This window comes from Exiguobacterium sp. HSB13, assembly GCF_056764755.1.
Genome location: NZ_JBUZOM010000002.1, coordinates 160,252 through 182,308 on the forward strand (window position 1 = coordinate 160,252; position 22,057 = coordinate 182,308).

Consider the following 22,057-nt stretch of genomic DNA (forward strand, 5'->3'; position numbering starts at 1 on the left):
GGATAGGTCTAATAAATCAACAAGTATCTTATAGAGAGGTATTAAATAGGAGACTATTTTAATCATACCCGTATTTACGTCTTATAATTCAAGTATCAAAAAAGCGCATGGTAAGTCCCGAGTCATGAATGAAGGAGGAACAGGAATGAAGACGATGCGGACAACGAATGGTGGGTTACTAGTCGGGTCACTACTACTGTTAGTTGGTTTTGTTGCATTGGTGCAGTTTGACTGGGCGTGGTGGGCATTATTCTTGTGCGGGCTTGTTGCATGGGCAGTTACTTTCAAAAAAGATAGTCTACAAGCGGTTACGTTTCCAAAGAAGTTATGGATGATTCCGGTCGGTGCGCTGCTCTACGTCGTCTTAAGCATACTCATCGGATTGATTGCTAGCTCGACTGGACTGGAGTGGGCAGCTAATCCAGCTTCTGGTCACTTGGGGCAGATTGCCTTCATGCTTCCATTCATGTTGATGGGGGAAGAGTTGCTTGGGATTGGAATATTGGAAGGGGCAAGAAGTAAAGGGTTATCGATGTGGACGAGTACCCTGTTGAGTGCTGTTGTGTTCGGTCTCATTCATATTCCGTCATACTGGGACGGCTCACTCGTATCGACTCTCCTGCACGTATTATTACTTCAAGGTGTAGCGCGACTGATCTTCAACTATGTTTATATTAAGACGGGGCGCAGTATTTTTGGGTCATGGATTTCTCACATGATCGTTGATTTTGTTGTATTATCCATTTTTTAAAGAAAAACATCCAGCAGTGGACGTTGGGTCTGCTGCTGGATGTTTTCATGTATAGAATATTAGCGTGATGACGACGTTGTATTACCGTCATACCGGCTGATCAATTCATATGGTCTGACTTTATATAAGGCGTGTGGGAAGTAGTGTGGATCCATCGCATCAAGCGTCCGTAACTGGAAGTGCTCCCGTTTGATGTATTCACTCAGCGAGTCACGCGTCAGCGGGAAGAAGCCGACATCCGTCGTTTCACCTTCTTGTGTCGCGAGTTCGCCGCCCGTGGCTTTCCCGCGGAAACAGACGCAAAGGACGTGACTTGAGACATTTTGATAAATGCCGGTAATACCATCGATCGTGACATCGACACCGGTCTCTTCTTTGACTTCTCGTTTGATGGCGTCAAGAATCGACTCGTGATTTTCGACTTGTCCGCCCGGCATCTCGAACGTATCACCACGATGTAGGTTACGGACGAGTAGAACTTCACCCGCATCGTTCGTAATATATGCGGTCACACTAACGATAGCGCGAGGCGGGGCATACGTACCAGTCGACGTCATGAAGTCTTCATACGATTTGATATATAAATTTTTGCCAAGGCGTGCGCGCTTCTTCATCGCTTCACGACGTAAGGCACTATTGCGGACATCACGATCGACTTGTTCGTAATGTTCACGATCGCGATATTCCCAAATGGCGATGACTTCATCTTCTGCCTCGGTCACCCAGCGACCAACAAGACGGGCACCGTGGCTAACTTGAAGCGGGTACAAATAGGTATGGAAAAACTCAGTAAATTCTTCTAGGCGTTCGGGACGAATCGTATAGGTCTTCCGGCGATGTAACATGGAAATTCCTCCTATCAGATGAGCGTTCAAATGTACGTTGTACCCCTTCTCGAACGAACGGATGAAACCCTTTTTCTCAATGTGGGAAAAAGGCTTTTTTGTTGAACGATAGTGTAGAAATTTCATACGGTGTAAGTGACTTTAAAGAATCGATGACGATCTCTTTTGTTCGGAAAAGTGTAACTAAAGAAGAAGTTAAGAAATGGACAGGGCTCAACTTTAGAAAAATCGGGGATACTACATATAGAGAGAAACAGAAAGAAGGGATACGTGATGGATATCATGGCACTCGTCCGCCTGGCTGGCGGAATCATGTTCACCCCATTGTCGGACGATGTCTTGATGATGAGTTTTGCAGCATTACGTTTACGAGAGGGGATGCACCCGATCGTCGTCTGGTTGACCGCTTGGCCGGTCTTCTTCATTGCTTTTACATGGTTTTATTTACTTGCACGGTTCTTCCGTGAGATTCCGCTTGTTAAACGCTGGATGAAGTCACGTTTCTTGGAACGAGCAGAAACGATCATTGAACGACGGGGATTATGGGCGATTGGACTATCGTTCTTCTTACCCGGCGTCAGACACCCGATTCATTATGTCGCCGGACTTCTTGGTTATCCGTTACCACGCTATTTAGTGATGACGTTCTTAGCGGCAGGCGTTTATACAGGACTCTGGACCTTTTTGATCGTCCGGATCGGAGAAGCCGTGACGTGGTCGGAGCTGTGGAACTGGCTTCAGGTGAATCCAGGAATCGTCGGCTCTGTCTTGATCATCGTGATCGGTATTGTCGTAATTGGTATCGTGCACCATCGGCGTCAAAAGGAATCAGTCGAGGAAAGTTCTTCAATATAAAAACATCATACGAGCAAGCGAATCCAGATCAGGATTCGCTTTTTTAGATGAAGTTTGGTTTTATGAATAAGAATAGTTTTTTGAAATAAGAAGTAATCTACAAGAAAAGTGAAATCATTGTCAAAAAAAGACGTTTGACACTTCTTAAAAGCTACCTGATTTACACACTGTATTGGCAATTTATCGTCACAAGCAAGTGGCTGAAATTGGATTGTAAACGCTTATACTAAGAGTTGTTCACAGAGTGGACATATTTATTGCTAGAGGAGGGTACATATGAATCTCATGCAGACGGAAGAGACGGTCAAAAAAGCACCGACTTCTTCTGCTTACCGGACGATTTGGCGGTGGCACTTTTATGCTGGTATTATTTTTGCACCGTTCCTCGTCATGCTTGCTGTGACAGGATCCATTTATCTTTTTAAGCCACAAATCGAAAACGTCCTGTATCAATCGTATTATGAAGTTACACCAAAAACAGATCGCATCACTGCGACGGAACAGATTGATCGCGTCAAAGCGAAGTATCCCGATGCACTTGTGACGTCGTACCGACCGGGTGAATCTGACGATCGATCAAGTGAAGTGAAGGTCTCGTCACCAGACATGTCGGCGACGGTCTTCGTCAATCCGTATTCCGGTAAGATCATCGGAACATTATCGGACGATGATCGGATCATGAATAAAATCGAAGAGATCCATGGGGAGCTGATGGCGGGAACGACCGGTGACCGGATCGTTGAACTCGTTGCCTGTTGGGCAATCGTCTTGATCGTGACGGGACTGTTCCTATGGTTCCCGCGTAAGCAAAAGGGACTGTCAGGTGTCTTGTTCCCACGTCTTCGTCAAGGCAAGAAGTTATTTCGTCGTGATCTCCACGCTGTTCCAGCATTCTGGATCACAGCAGGGATGCTGTTCCTGATCTTGACTGGCTTACCGTGGTCCGGTTTCTGGGGAACGAACTTCCAGTCACTCGTCACGAACCAAGGGCTGGGTTATCCACCGTCCATCTGGGGTGGGGAGGCACCGACGTCGACGCTTCAGACGAAAGATATCGCGGAGGTTCCGTGGGCTGCTGAAACACTTGATGTCCCGCAGTCAAAAGTCGAAGGTGCTGTTCCGGCTTCGATCGACGATATCGTTGCGATCGGTAAACAACAAGGGATGGACCCAAGCTTTAAAATCAGCATCCCGAGTGATCCGAGCGGTGTCTATACGCTGTCTGCGTATCCAGCGAAAGCACAGAATGAAGCAACGATTCATCTCGATCAATATTCCGGTGCTGTGCTCGCCGACTACCGTTATGACAACTATGGTGTCGTCGGTAAAATTGTCGCGACCGGAATCACGCTTCACAAAGGAACGGAATTCGGCTGGTTCAATCAGTTAATTAGTCTGTTGATTTGCCTCGGAATCATTCTCGTAGCGGTCAGCGGTTTCTATCTCTGGTTGAAGCGGAAACCAAGTAAAGGGATGGGGGCGCCGAAAGGACCGAAAGCATTCATGTTGAAAGGATTCCTCGCCGTACTCGTCGTGCTCGGTATTTTGTTCCCGCTTGTTGGACTCTCATTACTCATCGTCTGGCTACTCGATTTTATTATCATCCGTCGTATTCCGAATGTAAGGAGGTTCTTCAATGCGTAAATCGATGCAAGCACTCATGCTCGGCGGACTGCTCGTCACGACGACGGGCCTTGCCGGGTGTGCGGTCGATTCCGATGCAGCAGAACAGTATGCCGTAGCTAAGCCGTTATCGATCAAAATGAATATCCCAAAAGACGTACAACCGGACGCCAAGAAAAAGCAGACGTTTGAAGCAACAGTCTGGCGTGAAGCCAAACCGGTTCAAAAAGTCGATTATGTACATTTCGAAATCTGGAAAGCGGATGGAACAGTACGTTATAGTATGGAACCGGCAGAGGAGACAAAGCCAGGTGTCTATACGATTGCGAAGGCACTACCGAAATCCGGCTTGTATTATGTTAAAGCGCATGCAAGCAGTGAAGGTGCGATGATCATGCCAACACGGCAGTTCATCGTCGGTGAGTTATCGAAAGAAGATTTAAAAATCTTACAAGGTGGAGTGAAACCAGCTGGCGGAAGTAGCGGTCACCATCATTGAAGAATTAGGAAATAAAAAATGAGAGGGCGGAATACTGTTCCGTCCTCTCATTTTTCGTATAGACGATTAATCGTCATCACCATGATCTCCGTGATCATCCCCGTCATCGTCTCCATGATCGTCTGAATCATCATTTTGATCATCATCTTCTGAGTCATCCGAAGAATCATCGTCATCCGAGTGCTCATCTTCTGATTCGAGTTCCTGTCCATTATAGAACTTGATCTGGACGTGTAACGTTTTGATGTTTGGCAATTGAAGTGCCTGTGCGACTAACGTTAATAATTCTTCTTCCGTCATCGATGGTGTGACGAGGAGACGATCTTTTAACGTCGCAACGTCAGTGATACCGATCTCGTCTTTAAAGCGCAATTCTTTCCGGTGATGTTCATTACTGTAACGCCACTCGAACTTTTTCTTGTTCGTATCCGTCACTTTGATCATGATCCGTTTGAGTTCTTGATTATTCTGAACGCCGTCGTGATCCGTATCTTCCTGATCGTCTCGAGTCCCGTCCTGATCACTGTCGGCTTTTGTTGGATCAGAACCGAGTTCGAATTCATCTTCGTTGATAAGCGTATCCCGATCCCGGTCTTCTTCGTTGTCTTTGATGCCATCACGATCTGAATCCTTTTTCAATGGTTGCGTACCGACGATGAACTCTTCTCGTGTCGTCAATCGATCCTGATCTTGGTCTTCTTTATCATCGGAAATACCATCTTGATCGGAATCCTTTTTCAACGGGTTCAGATGCGCTGTGTATTCTTGTTGATTCGTGAGTGAGTCGCGATCCGCATCCTCTTGTCCATCTTTGATCCGGTCCTGATCAGAATCCGATTTAGTGGGGTTGAGGCGAAGTTGATATTCTTGCGCATTCGTTAGACCATCGCGATCGTGATCTTTTGTGGCGACTTGTTTTCCATATCCCAAATGATATTGTTTTTGCCAAGCATCTGGAATTGCATTTTTGTCTCGATCGACTTGCACGACAGGTTTCTTCTTCGCTTTACTTTTTGCTTCGACAGGTCCAACTGCTTGCGAGACGACGAGCGAAGCAAGTACTGCGCCAATGACAATCCGTTTCATGAGTCCACTCCTGTTCTATAAAAGATAAAAGATGGGGTTATAAGAAGATTCTAATGAAATGATTAGAAAATAAGTCGGCTGTTTCGCAAAACGAGTAAATAAAAACTAAAAATAATTAAAGCACTATCCGGTCTTATTTCAACCAAAAAAATATTTTAAATAAAAAATGTAAAAAGATAAAACCATTCGTGAACTTCTTACGTTATCTATGTGAAGTCCAAAAAATCAAAGGGGTGTTCATAAGATGAAGATGAAAAAGTCGTATCTCGCTGTTCCGCTTAGTGCCGCATTGTTGATTCCAGCAGCAGGTGTCAGTGCCCACGGTCATGAGGACCATAGTAAGATGTCTCACAGTTCAGGAAAAGTCTCACTGGATGTCTCATCCCCAGCATCGGATTTGCGAGCGACACTCGATCAAATTCTATCTGAACACGCGTATCTCGCAGTCGTTGCGATGCAAAAAGGGATCGATGGTAAAGAAGATTTTGAGCAGGCAGCCGGTGCCTTGAATCAAAACACGGATGATTTAGCGGCAGCTGTCGGATCAGTCTACGGGGAGGAAGCAGGCGCTGCCTTCAAAGAAATCTGGGCGAGCCATATCGGTTACTTCGTCGATTACGTTAAAGCAACGGGTGCTAAGGACGAAGATGCGAAACAAAAAGCATTAAAAGAGCTTGATGAGTACCGCGTCGAACAGGCTGCGTTCCTCGATAAAGCAACGGAAGGACGTCTAAAGGCTGCGGATCTCGAAGGTGGACTTAAAGTCCATATCACGCAACTGTTAACATCGTTTGATAGCTACGTAGCGGGTGATTATGATGCCGCTTACAGCAATCTACGTAAAGCGATTGAGCATATGTATATGGTCGGAGAAGGATTATCTGGTGCGATTGTTGATCAGTACCCGGATAAATTCAAAAATACGAAAGTCGATACACCAGCAGCCGATCTTCGTGCCGGACTGAACCGGAACTTCTCGGAACACGCAGCGCTTGCAGTGCTCGCGATGCAAAAAGGGATTGACGGAGCAAAAGACTTTGATGCGGCAGCCGGTGCCTTGAATCAAAATACGGATGACCTGACTGCTTCGATCGGTTCTGTGTATGGTAGCGAAGCAGCGCAACAATTCAAGAAGATCTGGTCGAGCCACATCGGCTACTTCGTCGACTATGTCAAAGCGACAGGCGCGAAAGATGATCAAGCACGTGACATGGCTGTGAAGGAACTTGATGAGTACCGTGTCGAACAGGCAGCATTCCTTGATGCGGCAACGGAAGGTCGCTTAAAAGCAAAAGATTTGGAAGAAGGATTGAAGGTTCACATCGACCAACTCTTACTTGCCTTCAATAGCTACAATGAAAAAGATTACGACAAAACGTACCCAGCGATTCGCGAAGCGTACGCGCATATGTACGGCGTAGGGGAAGGAACAGCGACAGCAATCGTCGATCAGTTCCCAGATAAATTCAAAGGTGCACCATCTGGAATGCCGAACACAGGTCTCGGTGGTATGCAAGAAAAAGCATCGACGACAGGTATCGTCTGGTCACTGCTTGGTATCGCAGCAGCATCGATCCTTGGATTCTTCGCACTCCGTCGTCGCCCGCAACAATAAAGGACGACCCGCTGGCAACAGCGGGTTTTCTTTTACACATCAAGCAGAAAGGAGGTAAACGACATGCGCATCATCCGATTTGTAATTCTATTCCTGATTTGTCTGTTGCCCATATCGGTCGAAGCACATACGAGTTTAAAAAGCTCGAATCCGGCAGAGGGATCGGCATTATCTGAACCCGTCGATCGAATCCGGTTGACGTTCAGTGAGGCTGTTGAAAAAACGAGCACTTTACGTGTAGTAGACGCGAGTGGCGTCGAACAATCTCTCGCAAAACCACTCATCATCGGAAATGAACTGAGTGCTGTCGTCTCAGAGCCTTTAACGGAAGGGAAATACACGATCAAGTGGGCATCGATTTCAGATGATGGTCATCCGGTGAAAGGAACGATTCGTTTTACGGTACTGGGTGCGGCAAAAGCTGAAACAAGCACCGTAGAAAAGGCAGAGCCGATGGAAACAAAAGCATCGGTCGTTCCAGAAGCAGAACCTGTTTCAAAAGGACTCGTTCCGACACTGCTCCCTTGGGTTGTCGGGGGACTGTTGATCAGTATCGTTATCCTTCTGTTGTTACGTCGTCGCACGACATGAGTGCGTTCGTAGGAGAACTACTCGTCTACATGGGTGGTGCGCTTTGGATGGGCCATTTGGTATTACGCTTCATCTCAACGAAACGCAAACCGCCATTAATGGACGGTACGTCATGGGCGGTAGCGGGACTCGGGATGCTTGTTCTTGGAACGAGTATCCCGGTCATCGGTGCCGTTCGTTTTCTGCTTTCGACGCAAACGATGACAGCGGCTCTACGAACGGGTTTACTGGAATTGCACATCGGTCGGATGTTTCTTGTCGTTTACTTCTCTGCCTTACTCATATTGATTGTACTCGCGTGGCAAAAACAACGGTCCGTCCTCCTCGCACTTTTGACGATCCCGTTATGGATTGGGATCGCAGGAACGAGTCACGCTGCAGCGAAATATGGTGCGTTCGGATGGATGCTCCAGTTTAGCCACTTCTTATGTGTGACGGCTTGGATCGGTGTCGTATTTTGGATAGCCATCGGTGCTCGCTCGACCGAGCGTTGGTCTGCCTTTTTAAGTTGGTTCAGTCCATTTGCCCGGATTGCCTTTACGGGTGTCATCCTGTCGGGTCTGTTGTTAATGCAATTAGCAATTCCCCTCGAACGTTACACGAATCTTTGGGGTGTGCCATACGGTCAAGCATTGTTGCTGAAGCACCTCTTGTTGTTACCGCTTTTGTTCTACGCCTTCTGTAATGGCACGCTTGTCCGGCGTCGGTTGCGTTTTGACTCAACGTACGATCCGCGATCGTTAATTCGAATGGAGAGTATCATTTTAGTGTTGCTGTTCATGGCGAGTGCATCACTCAGTCGTCTAGAACAACCGACGCTAGGGCAACTACCGACCAGTAGTCCAGCAGGGGACGGATGGGTCTTGATGATCGGTATCGCGACCTTACCACTGCTCTTACTCGGGTATCGTCGCCATGCAGTGGGTGTCTTGCTGAGCTTATTCAGCGTCAGTCTGATTTATCTTGGGTTGCTGGCGACAGGGTGAACATGAAAAAAACAAGGTAGCGGATAGTTCCGCTACCTTGTTTGACGTGGTTTTATTTCGTTGAAACAGCGCAATTCGTTGCTTTCGCAAGAATCTTCGAATAGGCACGTGCGCCCTTGATATTCAAATGAACGCCATCCGCTTCGAAGTAAGACGGATGCTTGACGGCAACAGCATGCCAGTCGATCAGCTCGACCCGTTTTCGTTTCGAGGCCTCGCGTAACATCTGATTGACTTCCGCTTCCCATGGACGCGGGACGCGTACTGTCACCAGATAGACGTGATCGGCATTCGCGAATTGATCGAGTAAACTATTCAACTGATCCTTCCGGAAGCTACCGTTCGTTCCGAGATGAAGAATGACTTGGCGTCCATGTTGGTTATATGCGGCGTATTGTTGACTCAATGGAATCGCCTCCCGGAGCTGGCGACCGAGTTTCGCATCAATCGTCAATTGCTTGAGTGTGCTGCCGAGATAATCTTCGACACCGAGTAATACTGAATCACCGATCGCAAGCGTCGGTCGACAGATTTTTCGCTGGTCGGGCTTTTCTTTCGGTGTCGTCGGTTTCAGGACCGGTTTTGGTTTTTCTTTCGGCGCCGCTACCTTATGAAAAGCAGGTTCTGGCTTCGGTGTATCGGAGACAGCAAGAATCGATAAGTTACCAATGAAGCTGACGACGAGAACCGTCAATACGGCAACACTCGTCCACTGCATCTTTGAAAACTGACGTAACTGTCGCGGATGTAACGATAGACGTTTTAAGTAACCGGACAGACCATGCTGACGGATCGGACGTTCGATGAAGCGATACGATGCTTCGGTTAACGCAACCAGCACGACGACGATCAACACGGTCCGAAGCAATGAAAACGTTCCGATCTGCTCGACTGGCGTCATCAGCGTAATGACGGGAAAATGCCAGAGATATAAACCGTACGATCGTTTGCCGATCGCAACGAGTGCCGGATGCGCAAACCAGCGACTCCAAATCGACGCCGGGTGGGCGATCGTAGCAATCAATAGGGCAGCAAGAACGGCGACAAGGAAAAAGCCACCCCGGTATAAGAAGCTTCCGAACTCACTTGTGACGATCATTAGTATAAGCAAGATTGGCAAAGTGACAGCGCCCGTTTGATTCAATAACCGGACACCGCGTTTTGGGATATCGAGCTTAAAGCGGGTTGGTTGCCACGCAAACGCGAGCAGACTCCCAATCAATAAGGCGAATAGGCGGGTATCCGTACCGTAGTAGACACGACTTGGATCTTCACCGGCTGTGAACTGAATCGCCATTGCGAGCACGGATGCGCCGATCGCAACGCCAATCAATTGCAGGAACAGTCGACGATTTTTCATTCCGAACCAAAGTAAGATCGGAAAAAGCAGATAGAACTGCTCTTCGATTGCAAGTGACCAAAGGTTTTGAATCGGTGACGGTTTGCCGAACGACTCGAAATACGAGACGTCATGGAAGATGTACCACCAGTTCGTTCCGTAAATGAGCGCAAAGGCACTATCTTGGCGAACCGTATGCAACAGGTCGCGTTCAAAGACGGTCACGTATCCGAGAACGAGTAACAGCATGACGAATAGGGCTGGGAACAGGCGACGGAAGCGATGAATCCAAAACCGTTTCAAATCGAGGCGTCCGGTCGTCTGCCACTCGCGTAACAAGAGACCGGTAATCAGGTAACCGGATAGGACGAAAAAGAGATCAACACCGAGGAAACCACCAGAGAAGAATGCAACGGATAAGTGGTAGAGAATGACAGATAGGACAGCAAAGGCACGCAAGCCATCAAGCCCTGGCATATATGTAATCGAACGAGACGAGGATTTCATAAGACACGAACAACTCCTTTAAAACGACAACTAATTTCTAACAGTCTTTAGTGTATCGAATTCCAATTTCAAAGAAGTGTCTAAGAAGTAACAACCTGACTAAAAAAAGCACCCGACGAAAGCGTCGGATGCAGGCTTACGAAACATGTGGAAAACGACAGGTCACGATGAAGCGGTTGTCTTTTGAATTCAACGCGACACTACCTGAATGACGTGCCATGATTTGTTGAACGATCGACAGACCGATACCGGAACCGCCGGAAGAACGCGATGCGTCAGATGTTCCGAACGGTGTCAACCATTCGTTTAGTTCCTCTAGTGTATAGGTCGACTCAATCGCATTCGAGCAGATGAGTTGGATGCCTTCTGCTTCTTCTTTGATTGAAATCCGAAGGTCACCGGTTCCGTGAAGTGTTGCATTGCGAATCAGGTTCTCGAGCAAGCGCCGTAAGAGCATCGGATCGGCGAAGAGAGTCGCGTGTGCCGGACCACTAACAGTAGCGGAAGTGCCAGGAAACAGCTCCAGGACTTGTTCCGTCAATGTGACGAGATCAAGTGATGTTCGTTCGACCGGATAATCAGTGTTCGATAATTTAGCGAGCGTGAACAGTTCATCGATTCGGGCAGCGAGCGTTTCCGACTGGCGGGTGACGATCGCTAGCAGCTCCGTGCGTTCTGTCGCGGATAACGTCTCATGTTTTTCCGTCAGCCATTGAATGAAGCCTTGGATTGAGGTCAAGGGCGTCCGTAAGTCATGCGATAGACTGGTGATCAATCGTAACTGCTGCACGAACCGTTCCTGATCACGCATCCGTAACGTCCGGAGTTCCTGTTCAATCCGTTCGATCGATTGCGCGAACAATTTAAATTCCTTCGGTCCTTTGACCGGTGGGAGCGATTCGGTCGGCGGTGGTTCGACCGTCAACCGTTCGAGTCGTCGCTCGAGTTCCCGGAACAATTTAGCGATCCAGCGTGTCAAAAGCAGTAAAAAGAGAATGAACAAGACGACCTGCAAGATGAAGAAAGCATTCGGATTACCGACTTGATATTCATTCAGTCTCGGCTTGTTTGTTTGTACCGTCAGGAAAAAGCCAGACTCACCATTTGGTAGGGAAATCGCTTCAATATGGTGCAATGTCCGAATCGTTCCCGTATCGGACGGCTCTCGCTCGGTCGGTGTTTGAGCAGCCAGTAATCGGCTCGGTGTCAAGTCTTGCGGATACTCATCAGACGCGTCGATGCGTCGACTATCGGCACTGTAAACGGCCCACTCGTAAGGACCATTCGGCGATTGTCCGCTCTCGTAACGGGCAATATCACGTTTTACGTCTTGGACGACTTCTTGCTCCGTCGTGTAATAGTACCGAGGAACGGTCTTCGTACCAATCGGGAACTGGCTAGCAAGCAACCAAGCAAGGACCGTACTTAACAGGGCAGCAAGTAATAGCAGAACAAGCATCCAGACCGTCAGTTTGACCCGTCTCATGGTTCGACCTTATAACCGACACCCCAGACGGTCTGGAGGTGACGGGGTTCTTTCGGGACATCTTCGATTTTGTCGCGGAGCTTATGGATCAACACCATGACGGCGTTCGACGCGGAGCCGAGTGCTTCTTCTTGCCAAACCCGTTCATAGAGATCGTCAGCCGAGAAGACACGACGGGGATGACTCAAGAAGAGCGCCAGGCAATCAAATTCACGGCGGGTCAGGGCGAGTGGCACATCATATTTAAAGATGACGCGTTCGTCTTCTTTAAGTGTGAACGGACCGACCTGAACTGCTGAAGTTGTAGTTGTGACATGATACTGGCTGATACGGCGTAACAGCGCCTTGACGCGGGCGACGACTTCGAGTGGATTGAACGGTTTACCGATGTAATCGTCCGCGCCGAAGGTCAAGCCTTGAATCTTATCCATGTCTTCGCGTTTCGCCGTCAGCATCAAGACGGGTAACGTGTGACCAGCAGCGCGCGCCGCCTGAACGGTCGAGAAGCCATCACGAACCGGCATCATCACATCGAGTAACATCGCATCAACCGGACGCGAAGCAAGGATCGCTAACGCCTCCTCGCCATTATCTGCTTCAATGATCTCGTACCCTTCATTGGTTAAATAGAGTCGAAGCAATTGACGAATATCCGCCTCATCATCGACGATCAAGAGCGTAGGCATGTGTAGATTCCTCCTGTTGTACCCCCTCGAAAACATAAGCCGGGGGAAGATTGTAGAGCGTGTGCGAATAACTGTGTTCTTGAAAATAATCCCGGAACATCTTGAACTGGAACCGAGTGTATTGAAAGGCGATGAAGTGACCGCCTGATCGTAGTAACGTTCGAAACTGTGCCAATAAGTCATGCCGTAACGTTGCTGGGAACGACGCAAACGGGAGACCACTGACGATGACGTCGATCTGTCCGCTCCACGAACCGGATAATCCTTGAACGTCACCAATGAAGAGAGTGACATTCGTTTCCTCAGCTAGCAACTGCTCGAGTGCGGGACGGAACGTTTCACTCCGTTCGCAAATCAAAAGATGTGTCTCCGGTGAACGAGCAGCTAGCAAAGCTTTGGTGATTGCTCCGTCACCGGCTCCGACTTCGAGAATCTGGCGCGGACGATCGGCGACGGCGCGTCGCGCCATCATCTCGGCAAGGCGTGGACTACTCGGTGCGACGGCTCCGACGCGCAGTGGTGCATGAAGTGCTTCTTTTAAGAAATCAAACATGAGAACCCTACTTTCCGTTGAGTATAGCATGTAGTATGCACGTCGTCCCTTTCGAAAACAGGATGATGTTTCTTAAGTGAATCTTAAAAAATCGATGCCTGATTTTCGGCGACATTGTAACCAGACAAGCCGTTATACTAAAGACAAAGGAGGGGAAGGCGATGGAACACCACACGTATTATGAAGCGCTCGTTCGCCGGGACGCGACATATGAAGGAACGTTTTTCGTCGGCGTCAAGACGACCGGCATCTTTTGCCGTCCGACGTGTCCGGCACGAAAACCGAAAGCAGAGAACTGTGAGTTTTTCGAGACGGCGCAAGAGGCATTGCTTGCCTCGTATCGACCGTGCCGTCGGTGTCATCCACTCGCATATCCCGGGGATCATGGTACGGTTCAGCGCCTGATCGAAGCGGTCGAAGCAGAACCGGACAAACGATTCAAGGAAGCGGATTTTCGAGCACTTGGTCTCGACGAATCAACGGCACGCCGTCAGTTCAAGAAGCGCTTCGGGATGACGTTCGTCGCCTATGCCCGGGCACGGCGGATGGGTTTAGCGATGAAAGAGATCCGGACCGGTAAGCCGGTCATCGAAGGACAGTTAGCCGGAGGTTATGAATCAAGCAGTGGTTTTCGTGAGGCATCAGCACGGATTCTCGGACAAGCACCGTCACGCTTTGACGGGCAAGTCTTACGCGCGAAATGGCTCGATACACCACTCGGTTCGATGCTGGCGATTGCCGACGATCAGCTTTTACATCTGCTTGAGTTCGTCGACCGACGGGGACTCGAGCGGGAAATCGAACAGATGCGGCTGAAAGCACGCGCTGTCATCGTGCCCGGGGAGTCACCGGTCTTTGGACAGATTGAAGCGGAGCTCCGTCGCTACTTTAAAGGAGAGCCAGTATCGTTTCAAACACCTTTGATGCGGTACGGGACGACCTTTCAACGCCGCGTCTGGGAAGAACTCGAACGAATTCCAAGTGGGGAGACGATCTCCTATCAAGAACTGGCGATCCGGATTGGTCAGCCGACTGCCGTTCGTGCCGTCGCACGGGCGAATGGAGCGAACCAACTGGCAATCGTTATTCCGTGCCATCGGGTCATTCGGACGAACGGAGACTTAGGTGGATACGCAGGTGGACTCGCACGCAAGGAAACATTGCTCAAACTGGAGCGCACACAGAGGGGACTGGATGAAGGATGAGTTTGATTAAAGATGTGTTTTCACCGAGTTGGCTCGACCGCTTAGGCGTGGCGGTCGATGTACCAGATTTTCGAAGACGAGTCGAACAGGAGGACTGGGAAGAACTTGCGTTTAAACAACGTGTTCACCGTGTGGCAGAGACGCTGGAGACGATCTTGCCACCGTTTCCGGATGCAGCGGGGGAGCTAGAGCGACTCGCGCCGCAGTTTACCGGGCTACCGGGAATTGTTTTTCCAGAGTACGTCGAACGAACGGCAGACCTTACTGACTGGACGCTTGCGCTAGCGACCCTTGCCAAGTTGACGCCACATTCGACGTCGGAGTTCGCGGTTCGTCGCTTTTTACTTGCTGATCAGGAACGATATCTCAAGCAGGCACTCAAATGGACAACATCAGACGATGAACATGTTCGGCGCTTAGCGTCTGAAGGGACACGACCACGTCTACCATGGGGACAAGCAATTCCGCGTTTGATTGCTGATCCGCGACCGGCGTTACCGATTCTTGATGCGTTACTGCAGGATCCATCACTCTATGTTCGAAAGAGCGTCGCCAATCACTTGAATGATATTTCAAAGACACATCCGGAATACCTGATCGAGCGGATCGAACGTCACTTAGGAACAGATCCGAACACGGACTGGATTTTACGTCACGCTTCCCGGACGTTACTGAAGCGTGGGAATCCAGAAGTCTTACAGTTATTCGGACATGTCACGCAAGGTGAAGTGATGGTCACGAACTTAGTCGTTTCTCCAGTGACGATCGGTGGAGAACTCGACTTCTCGTTCACCGTGACGAGTTCCGTTCCACAACGTTTACGCTTAGAGTACGCGATCGATTACGTCAAACAACGCGGGACAAGTCGGAAGGTGTTTCAACTGCGGGAGCGAGAAGTCAAAGATGTCTTACAAGTGGAACGACGCCAATCGTTTCGGAACATGACGACGCGTGTTCATTATTCCGGGACACACACCTTGACGATTTTGATTAACGGAGAGGCTTACGCGACAGCAACGTTTGAGGTCGAGGAGGAGAGCTGAATGCAGGGACGACATCCGGATTTTACGACGTCACGACTGTTTGTTGAAGCAACGGATGAGGAATCGGGTTGCAAGTGGACGCTGCATGCGTTACGTGAAAAAACGATTGTCGGCACGATTACCTTCACATGGAATGCATCGACCGGAAATTTACGTTATTCGACGACTGATGAGAGTGATCAGAACGGATACATCACAGAAGCGTTGACGTCGATTTTGTCGTATCTCGCACGGACGTTATTGCTGACGCGGGTCTACGGCGAAACAGGCAGTGAAACGGTCTGGCGTCGGAACGGATTTCAGTTGCAGGTGAATCGATATGAACGCGAACTCCATCACTAAAGCCCCGCCTGCTGAGCAGGACGGGGCTTGTTTGGGATTAGACCGTTGTTTTGGACCAGTTGAAATGGTCGCAAATCGCTTCAGCGCTTTCACGTGCGCTTAACTGTTCCGTATCGAGGAAGAGGTAGTTGACGTCCGGCAGTTCGCCTGGAAGCGAACGTGTCCGGTATCCGTCCGCCGTCTCACGTAAGTCCTGTTCAGAAGCGACGAGGTCACGCTTCGTTACTTTGTGCGTCAATCGATTTTCGGTTGTGTTCCGGTGCAGACGAGTTGCGACCGGCGCATCCAGTTCAACGATATAGACGTCAGCACCCGCTTGTTCGAATAATTCGACTGTCTCTTCGATGAACTCGAGACCACCGCCTTCGACACCGAATAGACAGAGGAATGTAAACAGGACACCTTCGAGCGAACTGTTCGCCATTTCCTTGAACATCTCGCGCCGGATCGTATCCTTTAGGCGATGGTGTGCAGGTTCAGAGAAATCAAAATAGGGCAATAACAGATCAATTGTCTGATGGTTATGGAAGACTTTCATCTCCGTCAATCGTTCGATTTCCTGACCGATCGTCATCTTTCCGACCGCTTGGGGACCAAGTAACAAGACAAATTTCATAGATGAACCTCATTTCCTTTTTCTGCTAAGAATAGCACATTCCGACGAGTGACATCACTAGAACGTTTGTTCGTAATTTGATATAATTCAGGTATGAAGTCCCGTCGTGTCCTTGTCTGAAGGAGGACAATCATGCAAGAACAATGGAAAGCCGTCATCGGCTATGTAGGTATATATGAAGTCTCATCGCTTGGTCGCGTAAGGTCGCTCGACCGGACGATCGTGACATGTCGCGGTGTCCAGCAACGACGAAAAGGTGTTTTGCTCCGTCCGCGACTCAATCGGGAAGGGTACCGGAAAGTCACGCTCTATCAACGTGGTCGAGGAGAACGAGTGCAGGTCGGTTTACTCGTTGCACAAGCTTTTCTGACGGCTGACGTTACGGAAGCGCGACTCGTCCGGCGCAACGGCAAACGGGCTGACGATCAGTTATCGAACTTAGACGTCCTGCCTTCGATCGATCAGCAGTATACTGAACTGCTGGGCGAGTTTGATCTCTTGTTAGGTCAACATGTGACGCTGTCATCGTTTCAGATTCGAACGATTCGCGCGCAGTATGGAAAAGGAAAGACGATTCGTCAACTGGCAGAGCAGTATCAGGTGACGGAGAACCGAATTCGGAATATCATCGATAAAAAGGAAGCACGTTATATCGGCTGAGACCAGAATAAAGGAGCGCTTACCAGAGATGGTAGGCGCTCCTTTTGTTTCGTAAGCATAAAACATCTCCTCCCGTGTATCTATCGGAAAGAGATGAAACAACATGTATGAAGGTGTTGTACGGCTTGTGTAAAGGTCTTGTGAATCTAATTCACGTAAATCGGAAGGACAGTCGCAAGATGGGTCATAAGTGCTTGTGTCTCTTCTTTTGGTTCAGATGTGACGTAAATGATCAACGCAGCAGCAACGATGACGAAGATGGCGATGACAAGAATGATGAAGAACGGCATCTTACTTTTTCGTTTTTCGGCTTGACGGTCCATGAAAGATTCCCCCTTAATGATGTAGACGATAGACATATTTGTTTGATTCCCTCTCCTCTTGTTTGAAAACCTTGGAAAAAGAGGGGAATGTGTAATCTGACGGGAATAGAGTAAATATCTGAAATGGAATGAGGAGGATGTCGTCGTGCTTACGTTGCTCAATTCATTGTTGTTGAACTTCTCACTGTTGATTGCGACGTTGCTGTTTGCGTTTTTACCGCTACGACGGATCGAGCGCATCTCGCCTAACTCTTCCTTACAAGTCCGACTGGCGATCGGTTGTATCGCCGGTGTGATTGGTGCACTGTTGATTTTCAACAGTATCTCCTATGACGTTGCAAAGATTGACTTGCGTCTCGTTGCACTCGTTACAGCGTACTTTTATGGCGGATTAGTTAGCGGTAGTATCACGATGTTGTTCATCATCGGTGCCCGATTTGCGGTGACACCAGCTGGCGAATACCAAGGACTGATTCTGACGACCTTGATCTGTGTCGCATTACTTGTGACGGCGACGATTTATCGCCGATTTGCTGCTCAACGGATGAAGGACTATCTCGTGTTGCTTGGGACAGGTATCGCATACAGCTTACCGGCTCTTTATTTATTAACGAACACATTCGAGCGATTTTTAGAGATTGCGTTTGTTTATATCATCGTCATCATCATTGGTGGTTACGTCACCTATCGTTTCTTACAGGAACTAAGGAAGCACTTTTTGTTCGTGCATACGCAACAAGAACTGGCTTTAACGGATGAGCTGACGCAACTCGGAAACCGCCGGAAGCTCGATGAGACGTTAGCCGAGTACGCTCAGAACGGAACGGCTTTTTCTGTCCTCATTCTCGATCTCGATCATTTTAAATCGATCAACGATACATACGGTCACGAAGGGGGCGACGTCGTCTTACGACAACTCAGTCATCTCTTGCAATCCTATTGTCCAGAACAGGGCGTCGTCGGTCGGTACGGTGGTGAGGAGTTTGTCTTACTATTGCCGGACGTACCACTCCGACAAGCGGAACGACTGGGGGAGCGGATTCGATCTGCCTGTGCTGATCAACACTTTGTCTATAAGGAGCATCCCGTCTTTCACGTCACGTTATCGCTGGGTGCCGCTTCATCCGATCAAGCATCAACCGTATTTGAGACCGTCCAGAAAGCGGACTTAGCATTGTATGAAGCCAAACAAACCGGTCGAAATCGCGTCGTCTGTTACCGAGACCCTTTGCTGTAAATAAAAAGCTGCCCCGCTCGACCGATTGGTCAGGCGGGGCAGCTGTGTTTAGCGATGTAGTAACGAAATTACATCATGTCGTTCAAAATCAGCCAAAATGTTCGGTGCAATCAACTGACGAATCGTTTCTTCATCCGCCCAGAGATAAGCGTCGTGTTCTGCCGATAATTGAACGTCCGTTTGATTCGTCGAGCAGACGTACATCAACAAAATGATTTGTCGATCGGGATGTGTCAGGAAGCTCGAGGCGTAGAGTAGACGCTCTGGAAAAACCGTCAACTGTGTCTCTTCTTTTATCTCGCGAACGAGACTGTCGACTGGCAGTTCACCGAAGTCGATTTTGCCACCCGGACATTCCCACGTCCCGCCACCGAAGTCAGCAACAGCGCGGCGGACGATCAAGAGACGTTGTTCATGAATGAGGATGCCTTTGACGGCAGGAACGATCGCCGTCATCTGACGGGGCTCCGTGATAACACGACAGGATCGGTTCCTTCTGTTTCAATCAGGTGCTGATCCCGTAGATAGATCCCGCTCTCGTCAGCCAGCCCGAAGGCACGGGATGTGCCTTCTTCCGTAAAGGATTGCACGAGATGGGCGGCTTCGCCCCACGTCTCGTAATGGGCACAGACGACCGCGTCGTTCAGTAAGGCAAGACCGGGTAAGCGAAGACGTCGATTGTCGCGTTGGTCGATCTCCGGAATCACGCACTGTTCGGGCGAAACGAGAGCACCCGCCGAAAAGCCAGCGACTGGCACACCATTTGCGAAACGCGACTGGATGATGTCACCGATCGGTGTACCGACCAAGTATTGCTGATACAATTCGGTCTCGCCAACGGAGATGATGATGCCTTGACACTGCTTCAGTTGCGCGAGTTGTCCGTCTGTTGGTGCGTCAGATAGTGGCAGATGGACAAAAGACGAAATGCCATCTTCCTCTAACGGCTTCGTATAGATTGAGGCGTAACGCGTCCAGTCCTTACCGGTCCGCGGAACGTATAGAATCGCGACCGGTCCACCGTTCGTTAATGTAGCAAATCGTGTTCGTAAGTGCGGTGTAAAAGGAGGACCGCCTCCAAAGAGGAATAAGTGAGTCGGCATGAGGCATGTCTCCTTTCAAGTTTAATCCAGTGTATAGCGGTTAATTGTCTCGTGCAATTCACGTGAGAGCGTATAAATCTCTTCCGTTAGCGTATGCACGACATCCATTCGTTCGCTGAAGGCAAGCGATTGATCGGATGCGTGTTGGTTGTCTTGCGCGCTGGCGATGATTCCGGCACGTAATTGTTCAGCTTGCGCGACGAGGTGCGAAGCGGTCGATAAGACATCCCGGTTCGTTTCCGAAAGGGCGGCCATATCAACGGTGACACCTTTGGACTGGGTGACGATTGAATCAAACGACTGCGTCGCTTCCGTGACACGAACGACACCGTCCTGAACAGCGATGGTTCCGCGTGCCATCGCGTCTTCGAGTTGTTTTGTTTCGCGTTGGATCGAATCGATCGTCTCCTGGACACGTCCCATCGATTGTTTTGATTGATTGGCAAGGTTCTGAATCTCGCGTGCAACGACGACGAATCCTTTTCCTTGCTCCCCGGCACGTGCCGCTTCAATCGAAGCATTCAACGAAAGGAGGTTCGTTTCGTTAGCGATCGATTCGATGATACTGATGATCTCGAGAATATTTTGAGAAGCGGTTTGAACACGGCGTGATTTATCGGCTGCTTCGTCAATCGCGTTTTGAATCGATTGCATCTGTTCCGTGACCGCATGTAAATCGGAGCGTCCGGTCGTCGCGAGACTTTCCGAACGGCTGGCGCTATCGACGACGAGTGCTGACGTCTGTGCGGTCTGTTCAATTGTTGCCGTCAAGGATTGTAAGGACGCCGTATGCCCGTCGAACGCGCCAGATTGTTGCTGGGCAGTCGCAGCGATGCCGGTCATCGCATGTGCCATTTCTTTTGTTCCATGTCCTGTCTCTTCCGCTTCAACGACGAGTTCAGCGAGGGAATCATCAATCGTCCGTGACATCGTATCGACTCGTTTCACGAGATTAATCAAAGACAAGCGCATCGTCTCGAATAAACGGGAGAGCTGTCCAATCTCATCCCGGGTTGTCGCAACGACGGGTTGTGATAAATCGTGTTCGGCAATCGCGCCCGCACTGTGCAGTAACGCCCGAATCGGTCGGACGAGCGTGTGTGTGAAGAGGATCGCAGCAAGTGCAACGAGAGCAATTAACGCCACTAATGCAATCAATAGCTTTTGAACGAAATCAGATAAGGAGGCAAAGACTTCTTCCGTATGGACTTCTGTGATCAGTCCCCAGTTGAGACCAGCGATTTTTAGGGGTGTGAAGGACGTCACGACGTCATGACCATCTGTGTCCGTTGTTTCTGTCGTTTTCGTCTGACCAGCAATGACTTGTTTGACGGGTGTCGACTGAAGGCGTTTTTCACCGACTTCCGTCTGTTTTGTCGCTCGGAAATCAGACCGCAGACGTTGATCAGCACCGACGAGATAGGATTCGCCGGTCTTGCCGAGACCAGACGTTGTTTTCATGATCTGATTGATTCGGTCTCCAGCGAGTTGAAGCGCAAGCACTCCGCGCGGTTGCTTCGTCTTTGGGTCGACATACGGGATCGCAAAGAAAGCAGCTGGAGCTTTTGACGGTTCGTAATACGCATAATCGGCGATGACGCCTTTTTGTTGTGTTAAGGCATTCTGATAGGCTTTGCCGAGTCCGGACGATTTGAGATCGCCGGTCACGACATTCTGTCCGAGATCCGGTTCCTTGAATGCTGTGTAGACAACATTTCCGTCTGGATCAATGAAGAAGACATCATAGAAGCCGAACTGTTCGATGTACTGATTGAAATATGTATCGAATTTCTTCGCTTCTTGTTGGTAGGCGTCGTTCGCCAGTCCACCGTCCGCAAACTGTTTCGTTAAAGGAGCGAATGCTTGCTGGACTTGTTCGTTCTCAGCTAACGCTTGGAGATTCAAGAATTTCTCGTCGATGTGTTGCGTGACCGTTGCTTTTTTAGCATCACGAATTGCTTCAAGCTTTGAATAGGCCTCGTCTGTCAACGCACCTTTTGTTTCGACATACAAGAATGAGCCAATCAAGACGATCGGTACAATTGCAAGTCCGAGAAAGGCAAGCAACATTTTCGGATACAGACCCCACTTCATCCACACACACTC

The 22,057-nt window shown here is 49.2% G+C and carries 23 protein-coding genes; 12 read left to right on the forward strand and 11 right to left on the reverse strand.

The window, feature by feature from the left end; translation table 11 throughout:
- The first annotated feature begins 145 nt into the window (after window positions 1–145).
- Window positions 146–751 carry a CPBP family intramembrane glutamic endopeptidase gene (locus ACZGCQ_RS12610; RefSeq protein WP_238238571.1) on the forward strand — a complete coding sequence of 202 codons (606 nt, stop codon included), beginning with the start codon at window positions 146–148 and terminating at the stop codon, window positions 749–751.
- A 59-nt stretch (window positions 752–810) separates the two neighbouring features.
- Here the strand turns inward: ACZGCQ_RS12610 and ACZGCQ_RS12615 are convergent, their stop codons facing one another.
- Entirely contained in the window at window positions 811–1,596 is a 786-nt protein-coding gene (locus ACZGCQ_RS12615; protein ID WP_481266465.1) for an NUDIX domain-containing protein, read from the reverse strand.
- A gap of 273 nt (window positions 1,597–1,869) precedes the next feature.
- Here ACZGCQ_RS12615 and ACZGCQ_RS12620 point away from each other — a divergent pair, with 273 nt between their 5' ends.
- The 3 genes from ACZGCQ_RS12620 (at window position 1,870) to ACZGCQ_RS12630 (ending at window position 4,573) form a co-directional block, all read left to right on the forward strand.
- Complete coding sequence (locus ACZGCQ_RS12620; protein WP_481266589.1) at window positions 1,870–2,451, forward strand: DedA family protein; 582 nt, start codon at window positions 1,870–1,872, stop codon at window positions 2,449–2,451.
- Between the two features lie 276 nt (window positions 2,452–2,727).
- A complete protein-coding gene (locus ACZGCQ_RS12625; RefSeq protein WP_481266466.1) occupies window positions 2,728–4,095 on the forward strand; it encodes a PepSY-associated TM helix domain-containing protein in 1,368 nt (455 codons plus the stop codon).
- Window positions 4,088–4,573, forward strand: a complete 486-nt coding sequence (locus ACZGCQ_RS12630) for a FixH family protein (protein WP_481266467.1) — start codon at window positions 4,088–4,090, stop codon at window positions 4,571–4,573. The genes ACZGCQ_RS12625 and ACZGCQ_RS12630 overlap by 8 nt, the downstream gene beginning before the upstream one ends.
- Before the next feature lie 66 nt (window positions 4,574–4,639).
- Here ACZGCQ_RS12630 and ACZGCQ_RS12635 read toward each other — a convergent pair whose 3' ends face one another.
- Window positions 4,640–5,659, reverse strand: a complete 1,020-nt coding sequence (locus ACZGCQ_RS12635; protein ID WP_481266468.1) for a hypothetical protein — start codon at window positions 5,657–5,659, stop codon at window positions 4,640–4,642.
- A gap of 244 nt (window positions 5,660–5,903) precedes the next feature.
- On the opposite strand from ACZGCQ_RS12635, the gene ACZGCQ_RS12640 reads away from it, so the two are divergent.
- The 3 genes from ACZGCQ_RS12640 to ACZGCQ_RS12650 all read left to right on the forward strand — a co-directional run bounded on the left by ACZGCQ_RS12640 (window position 5,904) and on the right by ACZGCQ_RS12650 (window position 8,851).
- On the forward strand, window positions 5,904–7,274 hold the full coding sequence (locus ACZGCQ_RS12640; RefSeq protein ID WP_481266469.1) for a copper amine oxidase: 1,371 nt from the start codon (window positions 5,904–5,906) through the stop codon (window positions 7,272–7,274).
- A gap of 63 nt (window positions 7,275–7,337) precedes the next feature.
- On the forward strand, window positions 7,338–7,865 hold the full coding sequence (locus tag ACZGCQ_RS12645; protein WP_481266470.1) for a copper resistance CopC family protein: 528 nt from the start codon (window positions 7,338–7,340) through the stop codon (window positions 7,863–7,865).
- The gene (locus ACZGCQ_RS12650; protein ID WP_481266471.1) at window positions 7,862–8,851 is read left to right on the forward strand and encodes a copper resistance D family protein; all 990 of its coding nucleotides are present in this window, start codon (window positions 7,862–7,864) and stop codon (window positions 8,849–8,851) included. Before ACZGCQ_RS12645 ends, ACZGCQ_RS12650 begins: the two co-directional genes overlap by 4 nt.
- Before the next feature lie 52 nt (window positions 8,852–8,903).
- Here the strand turns inward: ACZGCQ_RS12650 and ACZGCQ_RS12655 are convergent, their stop codons facing one another.
- From ACZGCQ_RS12655 to ACZGCQ_RS12670, 4 genes are all read right to left on the reverse strand, one after another.
- Window positions 8,904–10,697, reverse strand: a complete 1,794-nt coding sequence (locus ACZGCQ_RS12655) for an acyltransferase family protein (protein WP_481266472.1) — start codon at window positions 10,695–10,697, stop codon at window positions 8,904–8,906.
- 136 nt (window positions 10,698–10,833) lie between these two features.
- Complete coding sequence (locus tag ACZGCQ_RS12660; RefSeq protein WP_481266473.1) at window positions 10,834–12,183, reverse strand: sensor histidine kinase; 1,350 nt, start codon at window positions 12,181–12,183, stop codon at window positions 10,834–10,836.
- The gene (locus ACZGCQ_RS12665; RefSeq protein WP_481266474.1) at window positions 12,180–12,869 is read right to left on the reverse strand and encodes a response regulator transcription factor; all 690 of its coding nucleotides are present in this window, start codon (window positions 12,867–12,869) and stop codon (window positions 12,180–12,182) included. The genes ACZGCQ_RS12660 and ACZGCQ_RS12665 overlap by 4 nt, the downstream gene beginning before the upstream one ends.
- Window positions 12,844–13,422 carry a class I SAM-dependent methyltransferase gene (locus tag ACZGCQ_RS12670; protein WP_481266475.1) on the reverse strand — a complete coding sequence of 193 codons (579 nt, stop codon included), beginning with the start codon at window positions 13,420–13,422 and terminating at the stop codon, window positions 12,844–12,846. The genes ACZGCQ_RS12665 and ACZGCQ_RS12670 overlap by 26 nt, the downstream gene beginning before the upstream one ends.
- Window positions 13,423–13,583: 161 nt before the next feature.
- Here ACZGCQ_RS12670 and ACZGCQ_RS12675 point away from each other — a divergent pair, with 161 nt between their 5' ends.
- The 3 genes from ACZGCQ_RS12675 to ACZGCQ_RS12685 are packed head-to-tail and all read left to right on the forward strand — an operon-like array spanning window position 13,584 to window position 16,012.
- Entirely contained in the window at window positions 13,584–14,627 is a 1,044-nt protein-coding gene (locus ACZGCQ_RS12675) for a bifunctional transcriptional activator/DNA repair enzyme AdaA (protein WP_481266476.1), read from the forward strand.
- Window positions 14,624–15,670, forward strand: a complete 1,047-nt coding sequence (locus tag ACZGCQ_RS12680; protein ID WP_481266477.1) for a DNA alkylation repair protein — start codon at window positions 14,624–14,626, stop codon at window positions 15,668–15,670. The genes ACZGCQ_RS12675 and ACZGCQ_RS12680 overlap by 4 nt, the downstream gene beginning before the upstream one ends.
- The gene (locus ACZGCQ_RS12685; protein WP_481266478.1) at window positions 15,671–16,012 is read left to right on the forward strand and encodes a GNAT family N-acetyltransferase; all 342 of its coding nucleotides are present in this window, start codon (window positions 15,671–15,673) and stop codon (window positions 16,010–16,012) included. It abuts the gene before it with no gap.
- A 37-nt stretch (window positions 16,013–16,049) separates the two neighbouring features.
- Here ACZGCQ_RS12685 and ACZGCQ_RS12690 read toward each other — a convergent pair whose 3' ends face one another.
- Window positions 16,050–16,628 (reverse strand): shikimate kinase, encoded by a 579-nt coding sequence (locus ACZGCQ_RS12690; protein WP_481266479.1) that lies wholly within the window; start codon window positions 16,626–16,628, stop codon window positions 16,050–16,052.
- A 132-nt stretch (window positions 16,629–16,760) separates the two neighbouring features.
- On the opposite strand from ACZGCQ_RS12690, the gene ACZGCQ_RS12695 reads away from it, so the two are divergent.
- Window positions 16,761–17,288, forward strand: coding sequence for an NUMOD4 domain-containing protein (locus ACZGCQ_RS12695; protein WP_481266480.1), 528 nt, complete (start codon window positions 16,761–16,763; stop codon window positions 17,286–17,288).
- 146 nt (window positions 17,289–17,434) lie between these two features.
- Here the strand turns inward: ACZGCQ_RS12695 and ACZGCQ_RS12700 are convergent, their stop codons facing one another.
- Window positions 17,435–17,611 carry a hypothetical protein gene (locus ACZGCQ_RS12700; RefSeq protein WP_023466867.1) on the reverse strand — a complete coding sequence of 59 codons (177 nt, stop codon included), beginning with the start codon at window positions 17,609–17,611 and terminating at the stop codon, window positions 17,435–17,437.
- Between the two features lie 145 nt (window positions 17,612–17,756).
- On the opposite strand from ACZGCQ_RS12700, the gene ACZGCQ_RS12705 reads away from it, so the two are divergent.
- Window positions 17,757–18,848: a GGDEF domain-containing protein gene (locus ACZGCQ_RS12705; protein ID WP_481266481.1), complete on the forward strand. Its 1,092-nt coding sequence runs from the start codon at window positions 17,757–17,759 to the stop codon at window positions 18,846–18,848.
- A 48-nt stretch (window positions 18,849–18,896) separates the two neighbouring features.
- Here the strand turns inward: ACZGCQ_RS12705 and ACZGCQ_RS12710 are convergent, their stop codons facing one another.
- From ACZGCQ_RS12710 to ACZGCQ_RS12720, 3 genes are read right to left on the reverse strand one after another with little or no spacing between them, the layout of a single operon-like run.
- Window positions 18,897–19,304 carry an NUDIX hydrolase gene (locus ACZGCQ_RS12710; RefSeq protein ID WP_481266482.1) on the reverse strand — a complete coding sequence of 136 codons (408 nt, stop codon included), beginning with the start codon at window positions 19,302–19,304 and terminating at the stop codon, window positions 18,897–18,899.
- Window positions 19,301–19,951: a Type 1 glutamine amidotransferase-like domain-containing protein gene (locus ACZGCQ_RS12715; RefSeq protein WP_481266483.1), complete on the reverse strand. Its 651-nt coding sequence runs from the start codon at window positions 19,949–19,951 to the stop codon at window positions 19,301–19,303. Before ACZGCQ_RS12715 ends, ACZGCQ_RS12710 begins: the two co-directional genes overlap by 4 nt.
- A gap of 21 nt (window positions 19,952–19,972) precedes the next feature.
- Window positions 19,973–22,045 carry a methyl-accepting chemotaxis protein gene (locus ACZGCQ_RS12720; RefSeq protein WP_481266484.1) on the reverse strand — a complete coding sequence of 691 codons (2,073 nt, stop codon included), beginning with the start codon at window positions 22,043–22,045 and terminating at the stop codon, window positions 19,973–19,975.
- Window positions 22,046–22,057 lie beyond the last annotated feature (12 nt).

Bases quoted from the DNA above. Each gene is read 5' to 3' on its own strand.
- ACZGCQ_RS12635 (WP_481266468.1), bottom strand. From the start codon at position 5,659: ATGAAACGGATTGTCATTGGCGCAGTACTTGCTTCGCTCGTCGTCTCG.
- ACZGCQ_RS12710 (WP_481266482.1), bottom strand. From the start codon at position 19,304: ATGACGGCGATCGTTCCTGCCGTCAAAGGCATCCTCATTCATGAACAA.
- ACZGCQ_RS12715 (WP_481266483.1), bottom strand. From the start codon at position 19,951: ATGCCGACTCACTTATTCCTCTTTGGAGGCGGTCCTCCTTTTACACCG.
- ACZGCQ_RS12670 (WP_481266475.1), bottom strand. From the start codon at position 13,422: ATGTTTGATTTCTTAAAAGAAGCACTTCATGCACCACTGCGCGTCGGA.
- ACZGCQ_RS12615 (WP_481266465.1), bottom strand. From the start codon at position 1,596: ATGTTACATCGCCGGAAGACCTATACGATTCGTCCCGAACGCCTAGAA.
- ACZGCQ_RS12690 (WP_481266479.1), bottom strand. From the start codon at position 16,628: ATGAAATTTGTCTTGTTACTTGGTCCCCAAGCGGTCGGAAAGATGACG.
- ACZGCQ_RS12685 (WP_481266478.1), top strand. From the start codon at position 15,671: ATGCAGGGACGACATCCGGATTTTACGACGTCACGACTGTTTGTTGAA.
- ACZGCQ_RS12645 (WP_481266470.1), top strand. From the start codon at position 7,338: ATGCGCATCATCCGATTTGTAATTCTATTCCTGATTTGTCTGTTGCCC.
- ACZGCQ_RS12700 (WP_023466867.1), bottom strand. From the start codon at position 17,611: ATGGACCGTCAAGCCGAAAAACGAAAAAGTAAGATGCCGTTCTTCATC.
- ACZGCQ_RS12655 (WP_481266472.1), bottom strand. From the start codon at position 10,697: ATGAAATCCTCGTCTCGTTCGATTACATATATGCCAGGGCTTGATGGC.
- ACZGCQ_RS12620 (WP_481266589.1), top strand. From the start codon at position 1,870: ATGGATATCATGGCACTCGTCCGCCTGGCTGGCGGAATCATGTTCACC.
- ACZGCQ_RS12660 (WP_481266473.1), bottom strand. From the start codon at position 12,183: ATGAGACGGGTCAAACTGACGGTCTGGATGCTTGTTCTGCTATTACTT.
- ACZGCQ_RS12650 (WP_481266471.1), top strand. From the start codon at position 7,862: ATGAGTGCGTTCGTAGGAGAACTACTCGTCTACATGGGTGGTGCGCTT.
- ACZGCQ_RS12680 (WP_481266477.1), top strand. From the start codon at position 14,624: ATGAGTTTGATTAAAGATGTGTTTTCACCGAGTTGGCTCGACCGCTTA.
- ACZGCQ_RS12630 (WP_481266467.1), top strand. From the start codon at position 4,088: ATGCGTAAATCGATGCAAGCACTCATGCTCGGCGGACTGCTCGTCACG.
- ACZGCQ_RS12695 (WP_481266480.1), top strand. From the start codon at position 16,761: ATGCAAGAACAATGGAAAGCCGTCATCGGCTATGTAGGTATATATGAA.
- ACZGCQ_RS12665 (WP_481266474.1), bottom strand. From the start codon at position 12,869: ATGCCTACGCTCTTGATCGTCGATGATGAGGCGGATATTCGTCAATTG.
- ACZGCQ_RS12625 (WP_481266466.1), top strand. From the start codon at position 2,728: ATGAATCTCATGCAGACGGAAGAGACGGTCAAAAAAGCACCGACTTCT.
- ACZGCQ_RS12675 (WP_481266476.1), top strand. From the start codon at position 13,584: ATGGAACACCACACGTATTATGAAGCGCTCGTTCGCCGGGACGCGACA.
- ACZGCQ_RS12720 (WP_481266484.1), bottom strand. From the start codon at position 22,045: ATGAAGTGGGGTCTGTATCCGAAAATGTTGCTTGCCTTTCTCGGACTT.
- ACZGCQ_RS12640 (WP_481266469.1), top strand. From the start codon at position 5,904: ATGAAGATGAAAAAGTCGTATCTCGCTGTTCCGCTTAGTGCCGCATTG.
- ACZGCQ_RS12610 (WP_238238571.1), top strand. From the start codon at position 146: ATGAAGACGATGCGGACAACGAATGGTGGGTTACTAGTCGGGTCACTA.